The sequence below is a fragment of the Agromyces sp. NPDC055520 genome, assembly GCF_053619715.1.
Window position 1 is genome coordinate 341588 of record NZ_JBSHJY010000001.1, and the last position, 14341, is coordinate 355928.

General features: G+C 69.6%; 11 protein-coding genes and 1 tRNA gene. 11 read left to right on the top strand and 1 reads right to left on the bottom strand.

The genetic code is table 11. From position 1 onward, the window contains the following. Positions 1–40 precede the first annotated feature (40 nt). From ACWGST_RS01595 to ACWGST_RS01640, 10 genes are all read left to right on the top strand, one after another. Positions 41–484: a Trp biosynthesis-associated membrane protein gene (locus ACWGST_RS01595; protein ID WP_452044900.1), complete on the top strand. Its 444-nt coding sequence runs from the start codon at positions 41–43 to the stop codon at positions 482–484. A gap of 35 nt (positions 485–519) precedes the next feature. Continuing rightward, complete coding sequence (locus tag ACWGST_RS01600; protein ID WP_452044878.1) at positions 520–750, top strand: DUF6704 family protein; 231 nt, start codon at positions 520–522, stop codon at positions 748–750. After that, positions 750–1523, top strand: coding sequence for an indole-3-glycerol phosphate synthase TrpC (gene trpC, locus ACWGST_RS01605; protein ID WP_452044879.1), 774 nt, complete (start codon positions 750–752; stop codon positions 1521–1523). The genes ACWGST_RS01600 and trpC overlap by 1 nt, the downstream gene beginning before the upstream one ends. A gap of 1 nt (position 1524) precedes the next feature. Continuing rightward, the gene (gene trpB / locus ACWGST_RS01610; protein ID WP_452044880.1) at positions 1525–2754 is read left to right on the top strand and encodes a tryptophan synthase subunit beta; all 1230 of its coding nucleotides are present in this window, start codon (positions 1525–1527) and stop codon (positions 2752–2754) included. Next, entirely contained in the window at positions 2751–3536 is a 786-nt protein-coding gene (gene trpA, locus ACWGST_RS01615) for a tryptophan synthase subunit alpha (RefSeq protein ID WP_452044881.1), read from the top strand. The genes trpB and trpA overlap by 4 nt, the downstream gene beginning before the upstream one ends. Before the next feature lie 57 nt (positions 3537–3593). Continuing rightward, a complete protein-coding gene (gene lgt, locus ACWGST_RS01620; protein ID WP_452044882.1) occupies positions 3594–4604 on the top strand; it encodes a prolipoprotein diacylglyceryl transferase in 1011 nt (336 codons plus the stop codon). A 98-nt stretch (positions 4605–4702) separates the two neighbouring features. Beyond that, the gene (gltB, locus tag ACWGST_RS01625; protein ID WP_452044883.1) at positions 4703–9295 is read left to right on the top strand and encodes a glutamate synthase large subunit; all 4593 of its coding nucleotides are present in this window, start codon (positions 4703–4705) and stop codon (positions 9293–9295) included. Further along, positions 9288–10745 (top strand): glutamate synthase subunit beta, encoded by a 1458-nt coding sequence (locus ACWGST_RS01630; RefSeq protein ID WP_452044884.1) that lies wholly within the window; start codon positions 9288–9290, stop codon positions 10743–10745. The genes gltB and ACWGST_RS01630 overlap by 8 nt, the downstream gene beginning before the upstream one ends. 70 nt (positions 10746–10815) lie before the next feature. Beyond that, positions 10816–12231 carry a pyruvate kinase gene (gene pyk / locus ACWGST_RS01635; protein WP_452044885.1) on the top strand — a complete coding sequence of 472 codons (1416 nt, stop codon included), beginning with the start codon at positions 10816–10818 and terminating at the stop codon, positions 12229–12231. A 486-nt stretch (positions 12232–12717) separates the two neighbouring features. Further along, on the top strand, positions 12718–13557 hold the full coding sequence (locus ACWGST_RS01640; protein WP_452044886.1) for an NAD(P)-dependent oxidoreductase: 840 nt from the start codon (positions 12718–12720) through the stop codon (positions 13555–13557). A 43-nt stretch (positions 13558–13600) separates the two neighbouring features. On the opposite strand, the gene ACWGST_RS01645 is transcribed toward ACWGST_RS01640, so the two are convergent. Next, a tRNA-Leu gene (locus ACWGST_RS01645) sits at positions 13601–13686 on the bottom strand. Between the two features lie 36 nt (positions 13687–13722). Between ACWGST_RS01645 and ACWGST_RS01650 the strand changes: the two genes are divergently transcribed. Further along, positions 13723–14328, top strand: coding sequence for an ANTAR domain-containing response regulator (locus ACWGST_RS01650; RefSeq protein ID WP_452044887.1), 606 nt, complete (start codon positions 13723–13725; stop codon positions 14326–14328). The last annotated feature ends 13 nt before the right edge of the window (positions 14329–14341 follow it).

Sequence of the window (14341 nt, forward strand, 5' to 3'; positions counted from 1 at the left end):
GCCGGGGGCTCGCCTGGCGCGCGCCCCCCGGGGCGCGGGGGTGCGGCGGGGGGTCGCGTTGGCCGGGGGGGTCGCGGGGGCCCCCCCCCCCCCCCACCGGGGGGCACCGGCCCCCGCGACCTTCTGGCCGGTCCTCGCGATCGTCGGAGGCGCGCTGCTCGTTCTCGCCGGCCTCGCCGTGCTCGTGACCGGCGGCCGCTGGCCGGCCTCGTCTCGGCGGTATCGCGATTCGCGCATGGCGGCCGATCGCGTTGCCGACGACGGCACGATCGGCGGCGGCGAGGCCGGTGGCAGCACCGGCGGCAGCACCGCGGCCGGCGGCAGCACCCGCATCACCGGCAGCGCGGCCGGCGCCGGCCGCGACGCTCGCCCGGCATCCGACCGCGCCATCGACGACTGGGACGGCCTCAGCCGCGGCGACGACCCGACCGACGATGACACCGACCAGCACCGCGACGAGAGCCCCGGCGCGTCGAGCCGCTAGACTGGCCCACGAAAACCCCAGCACGAAGGAGCATCATGAGCATTGAGACCGCAGATCCCGGCCACGGACACTCGCCCGCGGCATGGACCGCCGTCACGATCATGCTCATCGCATTCGTGATCGGCACCGTGGCGTTCTTCCTCGACTTGCCGTGGCTGGTCTGGGCGTCGGCAGGTCTGCTCGTCGTCGGCCTGATCGTCGGCTGGGTGCTCGCGCGCGCCGGCTACGGTGTCGGCGGCTCGAAGGTCGCCGAAAAGGCGCACTAGTGCTGGCCGAGCTGACGGCGAACGCTGTCGCCGACGCTCTGGCGCGCCGCGAGAGCGCACCGCTCGTCGAGGTCGAGGCAGCGGCGCTCGCCCGCCCCGCGGCACTCGACGCACTCGAGGCGTTGCGGCCCGCCGCCCACGTCAAGGTCATCGCCGAGATCAAGCGCTCGAGCCCCTCGCGCGGCGCCCTCGCTTCGATCACCGATCCCGCCGCCCTCGCTCGTCAGTACGAGCTCGGCGGCGCGAGCGCCATTAGCGTGCTCACCGAGGGTCGCAAGTTCGGCGGTTCGCTCGCCGACCTCGAGTCCGTGCGCGCCGCCGTCTCGTTGCCGGTGCTGCGCAAAGACTTCATCGCCACGCCCTACCAGGTGTTCGAGGCACGGGCCGCCGGCGCCGATCTCGTGCTGCTCATCGTGGCTGCGCTCGACGACGTGACGCTCCGCGAGCTGCACGATCTCGTCATCGAACTCGGCATGACCCCCCTCGTCGAGACGCACTCGGCCGACGAGCTCGAGCGCGCAGCGGCGCTCGGCGCGCGCCTCATCGGCGTGAACGCCCGCGACCTCTCGACCTTCGAGCTCGATCGCGACCTGTTCGGCCGTCTCGCGGCGCGATTCCCCGAGGGCGCGATCCGCGTCGCGGAGTCGGCGGTGCTGTCGGCGACGGATGTCGCGCACTACCGCTCCTCGGGCGCCGACGTCGTGCTCGTCGGCGAGGCGCTCGTCACGGGCGGCGACCCGATTGCCAACCTCTCAGCTTTCCTGGCGGTGTGACATGGCGCTCAGAGCGCAGACCGGTCCCTACTTCGGCGACTTCGGCGGGCGCTTCGTGCCCGAGTCGCTCGTCGCAGCTCTCGACGAACTGAGCGAGGCCTACGAGCTCGCGAAGCTCGACCCGGCGTTCGGCGAAGAGCTCGCCGAACTCGGCCGCAGCTACACGGGCCGCCCCTCGATCATCACCGAGGTGCCGCGTTTCGCCGCTCACGCCGGCGGTGCCCGGGTTATCCTGAAGCGCGAAGACCTGAACCACACGGGCTCGCACAAGATCAACAACGTGCTCGGCCAGGCGCTGCTCACGAAGCGCATCGGCAAGACCCGCGTCATCGCCGAGACCGGCGCGGGCCAGCACGGCGTCGCGACGGCGACAGCCGCCGCCCTCTTCGGTCTCGACTGCGTCATCTACATGGGCGAGGTCGACACCGAACGACAGGCGCTCAACGTCGCCCGCATGCGCCTGCTCGGCGCCGAGGTGGTCGCGGTGAAGGCGGGCTCGCGCACGCTGAAAGACGCGATCAACGAGGCGATGCGCGACTGGGTCACGAACGTCGAGTCGACCAACTACATCTTCGGCACGGTCGCGGGCCCGCACCCGTTCCCCGAGATGGTCCGCGATTTCCAGAAGATCATCGGCGAAGAGGCCCGTCAGCAGGTCATCGACCTCACCGGCGGCCTGCCGACGGCGGTCGCGGCGTGCGTCGGCGGCGGGTCGAACGCGATCGGCATCTTCCATGCCTTCCTCGACGACGAGGGCGTCGCGCTCTACGGCTTCGAGGCCGGCGGCGAGGGGGTCGAGACCGACCGTCACGCCGCGACCATCACGAAGGGGCGCCCCGGCGTGCTCCACGGGGCACGCAGCTACCTGCTGCAAGACGACGACGGCCAGACCATCGAGTCGCACTCGATCTCGGCGGGGCTCGACTACCCGGGCGTCGGCCCCGAGCACTCGTGGCTTGCGGCCATCGGGCGCGCGAACTACCGCCCCGTCACCGACGACGCGGCGATGCAGGCGTTGCGCCTGCTCACCCGCACCGAGGGCATCATTCCGGCGATCGAATCGGCTCACGCCCTCGCGGGCGCGCTCGAACTCGGTCGCGAGCTCGGACCCGACGCCACGATCCTCGTGAACCTCTCGGGTCGCGGCGACAAAGACATGGACACCGCCGCCCGCTACTTCGAGCTCTACGACCAGGAGGCTGCACTGGACGACAAGGAGATCGGCGAATGAACACGGTCGGTCCCGTCATCCGCCGCCGCAATGACGAGGCGGGCGGCGCACTCATCGGGTACCTGCCCGTCGGGTTCCCCACCTTCGACGAGAGCGTCGAGGCCGCGGTGGCGATCGTCGAGAACGGCGTCGACATCATCGAGCTCGGCCTGCCCTATTCCGACCCCGTCATGGACGGCCCGGTCATCCAGGCGGCCACGCAACAGGCGCTCGCGGGCGGGTTCCGTCTCGCAGACGGCTTCGAGGCCGTGCGCCGCATCACACGGCGAGTGGATGCCCCGGTGCTGATCATGACCTATTGGAATCCCGTCGTGCAGTACGGCGTCGATCGTTTCGCCGATGACCTTGCCGCGGCCGGGGGAGCGGGCCTCATCACGCCCGACCTCATCCCCGACGAGGGCGCGGCATGGATCGCAGCATCCGAGCGCACCGGTCTCGACCGGGTGTTCCTCGCGGCGCCGACCTCGACCGATGCCCGCATCGAGCAGGTCGTCGAGGCCAGCCGCGGCTTCGTCTACGCCGTGTCGACGATGGGCATCACCGGTGCCCGCAGCGATGTCGACCGGGCCGCCCGCACCCTCGTCGAGCGGCTCGCCGCAGCTGACGCTCCGGCGAGCTGCGTCGGCGTGGGCATCTCGACGGCCGCCCAGGTCGCCGAGGTACTCGAGTACGCCGAGGGTGCGATCGTCGGTTCGGCGCTCGTGAACGCCCTCGCCACGGGCGGTGTCGCCGCGGTCGGGGAGCTCGCCGCAGAACTCGCGCGCGGCACACGCGCGAGTTGAAGTACGCTCATTGAGGCCGTCAGCGGCCGACGCAACTGAGGAAAGGCAACAGCCGGCGTGATCGCACCGTTCAGCATCCCGAGCCCAGACCCCGCGTGGCGCGCATTCGAGATCCCCGTCCCGTGGGGCGTCCTCGTGATCAACACCTACGCGCTCTGCATTCTCGTCGGCATCATCCTCGCCGTCATCATCACCTCGCGCCGCCTCACCAAGCGCGGCGCCGAGCCCGGCATCGTGCTCGACATCGCCCTGTGGGCGGTGCCGCTCGGCATCATCGGTGCCCGGTTCTACCACGTCTTCACGCACCCCGACGACTACTTCTACGCCGGTGCGAACATCTGGAACCCCTTCCAACCCGGAGCCATCTGGAACATCTGGGAGGGCGGCAACGCGATCTACGGCGCCCTCCTGGGCGGTGCGATCGGCGTCATCATCGGCTGCCGGTTCACCGGCATCCGCTTCTGGTCGTTCGCCGACGCGCTCGCGCCGGGCCTGCTCGTCGCCCAGGCCGTCGGCCGGCTCGGCAACTGGTTCAACCACGAGCTCTTCGGCTCGCCGACCGACCTTCCGTGGGGCCTCGAGATCGACTCCGCCAACGCGGCCTTCCCGGCCGGTCTGGCCGAGGGCACGCTCTTCCACCCGACCTTCCTCTACGAACTCATCTGGAACCTCTTGGGTGCCGCCGCCATCGTCATGCTCGAGCGGCGCATCAACCTCCGCTGGGGCAAGGCCTTCGGCGTGTACCTGATCTGGTACGGCGCGGGCCGCGCCCTCTTCGAGTCCATCCGCCTCGACCCGAGCGAGATGTTCTTCGGCATCCGGGTGAACGTCTGGGCCTCGCTCGCCGCCGTGGTGCTCGGCATCGTGCTGATCATCGTGCAGCGCCGCCGGCACACCGGAGACGAGCCGAGCCCGTATGTTTCGGGTCGTGAATGGAAGCCCGACGAAGCTGAGGTAGACTCCGATGACATCGAGTCCGACTCCGATTCTCTCGACGAGGTCGTCGAGGGCGAGAGTTCACCTGGCGAGACGGCGGCCACAAGCCCAAGCCGATCCACCACAGCGTAGGACGCCCCCACCCCCCAGTTCTCCGAAGCGACGCCGCACACCGCGCCGCGACATCCCCTAGATGGGCCGACGACGTCCCCTCGCTGCACACTGAGTTGATGAGGACGGTCCACGTGTCGCTCACCCCACCCTTCTCGCGGTTCGGCACCGTACCGGCCGCCCAGGGCATGTACGACCCGGCCGCAGAGAAAGACGCCTGCGGCCTCGCCATGGTCGCAACCCTCCGCGGCACCGCCGGGCACGACATCATCACCGCGGCGCTCGACGCGCTCCGCAACCTCGAGCACCGCGGCGCGGTCGGGTCCGACGCCGGCACCGGCGACGGTGCGGGCATCGTCACCCAGGTGCCCGACGCATTCCTGCGCGCCGTGACCGCGTTCGGGTTGCCCGCGGCCGGCGCCTACGCGGTCGGAAACGCATTCCTGCCGGTCGATCCCACCGCACGTAGTCGCGTCAAACAGTCGTTGGCCGGCCTCGCGGCATCCGAAGGCCTCGACGTCATCGGCTGGCGCGAAGTGCCGGTGCGCCCCGACGAATTGGGCACGCTGGCACGCGCGGCCATGCCGGTCGTGCAGCAACTGTTCGTGCGGGCCGTCGCCACCTCGTCGACCGGCGCGGCCGTGTCGGGCATCGAGCTCGACCGGTTGACGTTCCGGCTGCGCAAGCGCGCCGAGCGCGAACTCGAGCTCTACTTCGCCTCGCTGTCGAGTCGCACGCTCGTCTACAAGGGCATGGTCACGACGCTGCAGCTCGAACCGTTCTACCCCGACCTCTCCGACGAGCGCTTCGCGTCGAAACTCGCGCTCGTGCACTCGCGGTACTCGACCAACACGTTCCCGTCGTGGCCGCTCGCCCAGCCGTTCCGCATGATCGCGCACAACGGCGAGATCAACACGATCCAGGGCAACCGCAACTGGATGCGGGCACGCCAGTCGCAGCTCGAGTCCGAGCTGCTCGGCGACCTCGCGCCGCTTCGGCCGATCGTCACGCCCGGCGCCAGCGACTCCGCCTCGTTCGACGAGGTCGTCGAACTGCTCACGCTCGCCGGCCGCAGTCTGCCGCACGCCGTCATGATGATGGTGCCCGAGGCGTGGGAGAACCAGACCGAGATCGCGCCCGAGCGCCGTGCGTTCTACGAGTACCACTCGATGCTCATGGAGCCGTGGGACGGCCCCGCCGCGATCGTCTTCACCGACGGCGCCCTCGTGGGCGCGACGCTCGACCGCAACGGACTCCGCCCCGGGCGCTACGTCGTGACCGACGACGGGCTCGTCGTGCTCGCGAGCGAGATCGGCGTGCTCGACATCGAGCAGAGCCGCATCGTGCGCAAGGGGCGGTTGCAGCCCGGCCGGATGTTCCTCGTCGACACCGAGGCAGGGCGCCTCATCGAAGACGACGAGATCAAGGCCGAGCTCGCCGCGGCCGAGCCGTGGGGCGACTGGCTCGAGCAGGGACGCATCCAGCTCGCGGACCTGCCCGAGCGCGAGCACATCGTGCATCCGCCGGCATCCGTGAACCGCCGCCAGCGCACCTTCGGCTACACCGAGGAAGAAGTGAAGATCCTGCTCGCGCCGATGGCGCGCACCGGGCAGGAGCCGCTCGGCGCCATGGGCTCCGACACGCCGATCGCGGTGCTGTCGAAGCGACCTCGCCTGCTCTTCGACTACTTCACGCAGCAGTTCGCGCAGGTCACGAACCCGCCGCTCGACTCGATCCGCGAAGCGGTCGTGACCTCACTCGGCACGTCGCTCGGTCCCGAGCGCAACCTCCTCGATGCCGGTCCCGAACACGCGCGCCAGGTCGCCCTCACGTTCCCGGTGATCGACAACGACGAACTCGCGAAGATCGTGCACATCGACCCCGCACCCGGGGCGCGCACGACCGTCACCGTCCGCGGGCTCTACCGCTTCGACGAGGGGCCCGAGGCGATGCGCAACCGCCTCACGGCCATCTGCGGCGAGGTCGACGAGGCGATCGCGGCCGGTGCGGCGTTCGTCGTGCTGAGCGATCGCGACTCCAACAAAGACCTCGCGCCGATCCCGTCGCTGCTCTTGCTCTCGACCGTGCACCACCACCTCATCCGCTCCGAGAACCGCATGAAGGTCGGGCTCGTCGTCGAGGCCGGCGACGTGCGAGAGGTGCATCACGTCGCATTGCTCGTCGGCTACGGGGCATCCGCCGTGAACCCCTATCTCGCCATGGAGACGTGCGAAGACCTCGTGCGATCGGGCGTGATCACGGGCCTGACGCCCGAAGACGCCGTGCACAACGTGATCAAGGCCCTCGGCAAGGGGGTGCTGAAGATCATGTCGAAGATGGGCATCTCGACGATCTCGTCGTACGCGGGCGCCCAGGCCTTCGAGGCGATCGGGCTCGACCAGGGCTTCGTCGGGGAGTTCTTCACCGGCACCACGTCGAAACTCGGCGGCGTCGGCATCGACGCGATCGCGGCCGAGAACCTCGTCCGCCACACCGAGGCCTACCCCGAAGACATCGCCGTGCGCGCGCACGAACGTCTCGCGACCGGCGGCGAGTACCAGTGGCGCCGCGACGGTTCGCCGCACCTCTTCAACCCCGAGACGGTCTTCCGACTGCAGCACTCGACGCGCAACCGTCGCTACGACGTGTTCCGCGAGTACACCTCGCTCGTCGACTCGCAGGCCGAAGACCTCATGACGCTGCGCGGCATGTTCGCGCTGCGTACCGGCACGCGGCCGGCTGTGCCGATCGACGAGGTCGAGTCGGTCGAGTCGATCGTCAAGCGCTTCTCGACCGGGGCGATGAGCTACGGCTCGATCTCGAAAGAGGCGCACGAGTCGCTCGCGATCGCGATGAACCGACTCGGTGCGAAGTCGAACACGGGCGAGGGCGGCGAAGACCTCGACCGACTGCTCGACCCCGAGCGGCGCAGCGCGATCAAGCAGGTCGCCTCCGGCCGGTTCGGCGTCACGAGCATGTACCTGACGCATGCCGACGACATCCAGATCAAGCTCGCTCAGGGGGCGAAGCCCGGCGAGGGCGGCCAGCTGCCGCCCACGAAGGTGTACCCGTGGGTCGCGCGCACGCGTCACGCGACGGCGGGCGTCGGCCTCATCTCGCCGCCGCCGCACCACGACATCTACTCGATCGAAGACCTCAAGCAGCTCATCTTCGACCTGAAGCGCGCGAACCCGAAGGCTCGTGTGCACGTGAAGCTCGTGAGCCAGTCGGGCATCGGCGCCGTCGCCGCGGGCACGGCGAAGGCCCTCGCCGACGTCATCCTCGTCTCGGGGCACGACGGCGGCACCGGTGCGAGCCCGCTCAACTCGTTGAAGCACGCCGGCACGCCCTGGGAGCTGGGCCTCGCAGAGACCCAGCAGACACTCATGCTCAACGGCATGCGCGATCGCGTGGTGGTGCAGGTCGACGGACAGCTGAAGACCGGCCGCGACGTCGTGATCGGCGCGCTGCTCGGTGCGGAGGAATTCGGCTTCGCCACCGCACCGCTCGTCGTGCAGGGCTGCGTCATGATGCGGGTCTGCCACCTCGACACGTGCCCCGTGGGCGTCGCGACGCAGAACCCCGAGCTGCGCAAGCGGTTCTCGGGCAAGCCCGAGTTCGTCGTCAACTTCTTCGAGTTCATCGCGCAAGAGGTGCGCGAGTACCTCGCCGAGCTCGGCTACCGCTCGATCGACGAGATCGTCGGCCGTCGCGAACTGCTCGACGTCGACCGCGCGCTCGACCATTGGAAGGCGTCGGGGCTCGACCTCACGCCGGTTCTCGTCGGACCGGATTTCTCGGAGTCCGAGGCTCGGCGGAACATGCGCGGTCAAGACCACGAGCTCGACGAGCACTTCGACAACGAACTCATCCGTCGCTCGAAGCTCGTGCTCGAGCAGGGCGGCAACGTCGAGATCGCCCTGCCGATCCGCAACACCGAGCGTGCGGTCGGCACCATGCTCGGTCACGAGGTGACCGTGCGTCGTGGCGAGCACGGCCTGCCGAGCGGATCGATCGACATCACGCTCACGGGCTCCGCTGGTCAGTCGCTCGGCGCGTTCCTGCCCGCGGGCATCACGCTCCGCCTCGAGGGCGACTCGAACGACTACGTCGGCAAGGGGCTCTCGGGCGGGCAGATCGTGGTGCGCCCGTCGCGTGACAGCGGCTTCGTCGCCGAGCGCAACGTGATCGCGGGCAACGTCATCGGCTACGGCGCCACGCAGGGCAGCATGTTCATCCGCGGTATCGTCGGCGAACGCTTCCTCGTGCGCAACTCGGGGGCCAGTGCGGTCGTCGAGGGCGTGGGCGACCATGCCCTCGAGTACATGACGGGCGGCCTCGCGCTCATTCTCGGCGACACGGGGCGCAACCTCGGTGCGGGCATGTCGGGCGGCACCGCGTACGTGCTCGATCTGCGCGAGGGCCGCGTGAACCGGGAGTCGCTGACGACCGGCGAACTGGAGCTGCACCCACTCGGCAGCGCCGATCGCGAGATCGTGCGCGATCTGCTCGAGCAGCACGTCGCGAACACCGACTCCGCGGTCGCCGCGTCGCTCCTCGCCGCGGGCGACGATGCGTTCGATCGCTTCACCAAGGTGCTGCCGCGCGATTACGCCGCAGTGCTCCGCACCCGCCAGAGCGCGGTCGACGAAGGGCTCGACCCCGACGGCGACGTGGTCTGGGGACGAATCCTGGAGGTGACGAATGGCTGATCCGAAAGGCTTTCTGAAGGTCACCGAGCGCGAACTGCCCAAGCGGCGGCCCGTTCCGGTGCGCATCATGGACTTCAAAGAGGTCTACGAACCGGGCGACCCCGCGCAGCTCCGCCGTCAGGCGGGCCGCTGCATGGACTGCGGCGTGCCGTTCTGCCATCAGGGCTGCCCGCTCGGCAACCTGATTCCCGAGTGGAACGACCTCATGTACCGCGGCGAAGGGCGCGCGGCCGCCGAGCGGCTGCACGCCACGAACAACTTCCCCGAGTTCACGGGTCGGCTGTGCCCGGCACCCTGCGAGTCGGCGTGCGTGCTCGGCATCAACCAGCCGGCCGTGACGATCAAGCAGGTCGAGGTCTCGATCATCGACGAGGCCTTCGGCAACGGTTGGGTGCAGCCGCAGCCGCCGGGGCGCCTGACGGGCAAGACCGTCGCCGTCGTCGGTTCGGGCCCCGCCGGCCTCGCCGCTGCGCAGCAGCTCACGCGCGCCGGTCACACGGTCGCCGTCTTCGAGCGCGACGACCGCATCGGCGGCCTGCTCCGCTACGGCATCCCCGACTTCAAGATGGAGAAGAAGCACCTCGACCTGCGACTCGCGCAGATGACGGCAGAGGGCACCCGCTTCCGCGCCGGCGTGAACATCGGCGTCGACATCACGTGGGCGCAGCTCCGCGAGCGCTACGACGCCGTCGTCATCGCCACCGGTTCGATCGTGCCGCGCGACCTGCCCGTTCCCGGGCGCGACCTGCCGGGTGTGCACTTCGCCATGGACTACCTCGTGCAGTCGAACCGTCACCTCGCAGGCGACCAGGTGTTCGACCAGATCACGGCCGAGGGCAAGCACGTCGTCGTCCTCGGCGGTGGCGACACCGGTGCCGACTGCATCGGCACGGCGCACCGTCAGGGCGCCCTGTCGGTCACGAACCTCGCGATCGGCAAGGAGCCGAGTGCCAGCCGGCCCGAGCACCAGCCGTGGCCCATGCACCCGACGGTGTTCGAGGTGCAGAGCGCCCACGAAGAGGGCGGCAACCGGCAGTTCCTCGCCTCGACGGTCGAGTTCCTCGCGAACGACGCCGGCGAGGTGCGTGCGATCCGGGTCGCCGAGACCGAGTACCTCGACGGCCGTCGCGTGCCGAAGGCCGGCACCGAACGCGAGATCCCCGCCGACCTCGTGCTCCTCGCGCTCGGATTCACCGGGCCCGAGACCGCTGCGCTCGACGAGCAGCTCGCACTTCCCGTGACCGATCGCGGCAACCTCGCACGCGAGGCCGACTACGCGACCGCGCAGCCGGGCGTCTTCGTGGCGGGCGATGCCGGGCGCGGCCAGTCGCTCATCGTCTGGGCCATTGCCGAGGGTCGAGCTGCGGCATCCGCTGTCGACCGATACCTTGAAGGCGAGACCCTGCTGCCGTCGCCCATCGCCTCGACGGCGCACGCCTTCTCCATCTGACCAGTGCGCGCCGCATGGCGCGCTTCGACCAACACCCAGCGCCTCGCGCAGAACACGGGAGCACATCACAATGAGAAGAGCGAAGATCGTCGCCACCCTCGGGCCGGCGACATCGAGCTATGAGAACATCCGGGCGATCATCGATGCGGGTGTCGACGTCGCGCGGATGAACCTCAGCCACGGCAGCTACGACGTGCACGAGGGCGTCTACCAGAACGTGCGGAAGGCCGCGAACGACAGCGGCAAGGCGGTCGCCGTGCTCGTCGACCTGCAGGGTCCGAAGATCCGTCTCGGCAAATTCGCCGACGGCCCGCACGAACTCGCCGAGGGCGACATCTTCAAGATCACGACCGAAGACGTCGTCGGAACGAAAGAGCTCGTCGGCACGACGTTCAAGGGGCTGCCCCACGACGTCAAGCCCGGCGACTTCCTGCTGATCGACGACGGCAAGGTGCGCGTCGAGGTCGTCGAGACCGACGGTGTCGTCGTCACCACCAAGGTCATCGTGGCCGGCCCGGTGTCGAACAACAAGGGCATCAACCTGCCCGGCGTCGCCGTCAACGTGCCCGCGCTCTCCGAGAAAGACGAGGCAGACCTGCGCTGGGGCCTCGAGCTGGGCGCCGACCTCATCGCGCTCTCCTTCGTGCGCAACGCCTCCGACATCACGCGAGTGCACGAGATCATGGACGAGGTGGGCCGCCGCGTGCCCGTCGTCGCGAAGATCGAGAAGCCGCAGGCTGTCGACGCCCTCGAAGAGATCACCGAGGCGTTCGACGCCATCATGGTCGCCCGCGGCGACCTCGGCGTCGAACTTCCGCTCGAGGCGGTGCCGATCGTGCAGAAGCGCGCGGTCGAGATCGCCCGTCGTCTCGCCAAGCCCGTCATCGTGGCGACGCAGATGCTCGAGTCGATGATCCACAGCCCGGTGCCGACGCGCGCCGAGACCTCGGATGTCGCCAACGCCGTGCTCGACGGAGCCGACGCGGTAATGCTCTCGGGCGAGACGAGCGTGGGGGAGTACCCCGTCATCACGGTGCAGACCATGGCCCGCATCGTCGAATCGACCGAGAAGCACGGGCTCGACCGCATCCCGCCGCTCGGCACGAAGCCGCGCACGCAGGCCGGCGCCATCACGGCCGCCGCGGTCGAGGTCGCCGACTTCGTCTCGGCGAAGTACCTCTGCGTCTTCACCGAGTCGGGCGAGACGGTGCGCCGCATGACGCGCCTGCGCTCCAAGATCCCCATCCTGGCGTTCACGCCCGACCCCGCGATCCGCCGCCGACTGGCGCTCAACTGGGGCGTCGAGTCGTTCGTCGTCGCCCGCGTGACCCACACCGACCAGATGGTCGGCCAGGTCGACGAGGCGCTCGCGAAGACCGGCAAGGCCGTCAACGGCGAGAAGGTCGTCATCATCTCGGGTTCCCCTCCCGGAATCCCCGGCACCACCAACGACGTGCGCGTGCACGTCGTCGGCGAGGTGCTCTGAGCCGCATTTCGAGAGGGAGCCGGTCCGCGAGGGCCGGCTCCCTTCGCGTTGGTTGCGAAGACGAGCTGTGGATGCCGCGGCTGCCGCACTGCGAGGGGCCCGCCTGCGCGGCTCGAGCTGACAGACTCGGAGCATGAGGCCGACCATGCCGACACCCGCCGCCCTTCCCGCAAGCGGGTCGCCCGCTCTCGACTGGGCCGCGCGCTCCATGCCGCTCCTCGCCGCGACCGTGGCGACCACAGCCGGCGACTTCGCAGGCCGCCACGTCGGCATCTGCCTGCACATCGAACCGAAGACCGGGGTGCTCGTGCACCGGCTGCTCCGGGTGGGTGCACGGGTCACCATCACCGGCAACCTCGGCACGACCGACCAGGCGACGGTCGACACGCTGCGCGCCCTCGGTGCGACGGTCATCGGCGGACACGACGACGATGCGGGGCGCAGCATGCGCGCAACCTCGATGCGCTCGTCGCCGCCGAACCCGAGGTGCTCCTCGACAACGGCGCCGAGACGATCGAACGGATCCTCCGCGGCGGCCCCCGCAGCGCCGGCTTCCTCGGCGCGACGGAGGAGACGACGACGGGCGGACGACGACTCCGCGAGCTCGACGTCGCCGCGGACTTCCCGGTCGTCGTGATCAACGACAGCTCGCTGAAGCTCTTGATAGAGAACGAGTTCGGCGTCGGCCAGAGCATCGTGCAAGGGTTCATGAACGCCACCAACGCGATGCTGCCGGGCACTCGTGCGACGGTCATCGGCTACGGCCCGTGCGGCAAGGGCGTCGCGGAGACGCTCGCGCGGCTCGGGGCGCGGGTGAGCGTCGCGGACACCGATCCGTACCGTGCACTCGAGGCGATCATGCACGGGCATCGCGTCGCACCGGTCGAGGCGCTGCTGCCGGAGTCGCAGCTCGTGTTCCTCGCAACCGGGCACCCTGGCGTGATCTCAGGCGATCGGCTCGATCTCCTCGCCGACGGGGTCATGCTCGTCGGAGTCGGCCACGAGGCGGACGAGATCGACCTCCCCGCGCTGGCGGCGAGGTCGATCCGCACGACGACGCTCTCGAACCCGTCGGGCGACGCCGATGCCCGGATCCTCTACGAGCTCGAGGGCGGGCGCGAGGTCGTGGTGCTGCACGGCACGAAGATGATCAATCTCGTGGCGGCCGGCGGCAACCCGATCCAGGCCATGGATCTCGGCCTCTCGCTGCAGGCGGCGAGCCTCGCCGCGATCGCCCGGGGCGCGGTCGGTCTCGTCGGGCCGCAGGCTGTGCCGGCCGACATCGACCGAGGGCTCGCGACCTCGCTCGTCGATCTCTGGAGCTGACACCCGCGCTCTGGAGCTGACGCTCGCGCCCGATCCGGAAACGTGGTGCCGGTGGTGGGGGTCGAACCCACACGCCCTTTCGGGCAAAGCATTTTGAGTGCTCCGCGTCTGCCATTCCGCCACACCGGCCAAGGGCCTCGCCCAGAATACCGTAGGCTTTCCTCCGTGGAAGACACCGAACCAACCCAGCCGGCCCCGCGCCGCGTGGTCGTGGCGGAAGATGAGTCGCTCATCCGCCTCGACATCGTCGAGATCCTGCGCGACAACGGCTTCGAGGTCGTCGGCGAGGCCGGTGACGGCGAGACCGCCGTGGCGCTCGCGACCGAACTGCGCCCCGATCTCGTCATCATGGACGTCAAGATGCCCCAGCTCGACGGCATCTCCGCCGCCGAGCGCCTCTCGAAGGGCCACATCGCCCCGGTCGTGCTGCTCACGGCCTTCAGCCAGAAAGAGCTCGTCGAGCGCGCCAGCGAAGCCGGCGCCCTGGCCTACGTCGTGAAGCCGTTCACGCCCAACGACCTCCTGCCCGCGATCGAGATCGCCCTGGCCCGGTACGCGCAGATCATCGCGCTCGAGGCCGAGGTCGGCGACCTCGTCGAGCGCTTCGAGACCCGCAAGCTCGTCGACCGGGCCAAGGGTCTGCTCAACGAGAAGATGGGGCTCTCGGAGCCCGAGGCGTTCCGTTGGATCCAGAAGGCCTCGATGGACCGCCGCCTGACGATGAAAGACGTCTCGCAGGCCATCATCGAGCAGCTCGCGGCCAAGAAGTAGCACCGATTCAGAC

What these genes read in the sequence shown, in the direction of transcription:
- ACWGST_RS01600 (WP_452044878.1), top strand. Translation starts at nt 520, where the DNA reads ATGAGCATTGAGACCGCAGATCCCGGCCACGGACACTCGCCCGCGGCA.
- trpB (WP_452044880.1), top strand. Translation starts at nt 1,525, where the DNA reads ATGGCGCTCAGAGCGCAGACCGGTCCCTACTTCGGCGACTTCGGCGGG.
- trpA (WP_452044881.1), top strand. Translation starts at nt 2,751, where the DNA reads ATGAACACGGTCGGTCCCGTCATCCGCCGCCGCAATGACGAGGCGGGC.
- gltB (WP_452044883.1), top strand. Translation starts at nt 4,703, where the DNA reads ATGAGGACGGTCCACGTGTCGCTCACCCCACCCTTCTCGCGGTTCGGC.
- ACWGST_RS01630 (WP_452044884.1), top strand. Translation starts at nt 9,288, where the DNA reads ATGGCTGATCCGAAAGGCTTTCTGAAGGTCACCGAGCGCGAACTGCCC.
- pyk (WP_452044885.1), top strand. Translation starts at nt 10,816, where the DNA reads ATGAGAAGAGCGAAGATCGTCGCCACCCTCGGGCCGGCGACATCGAGC.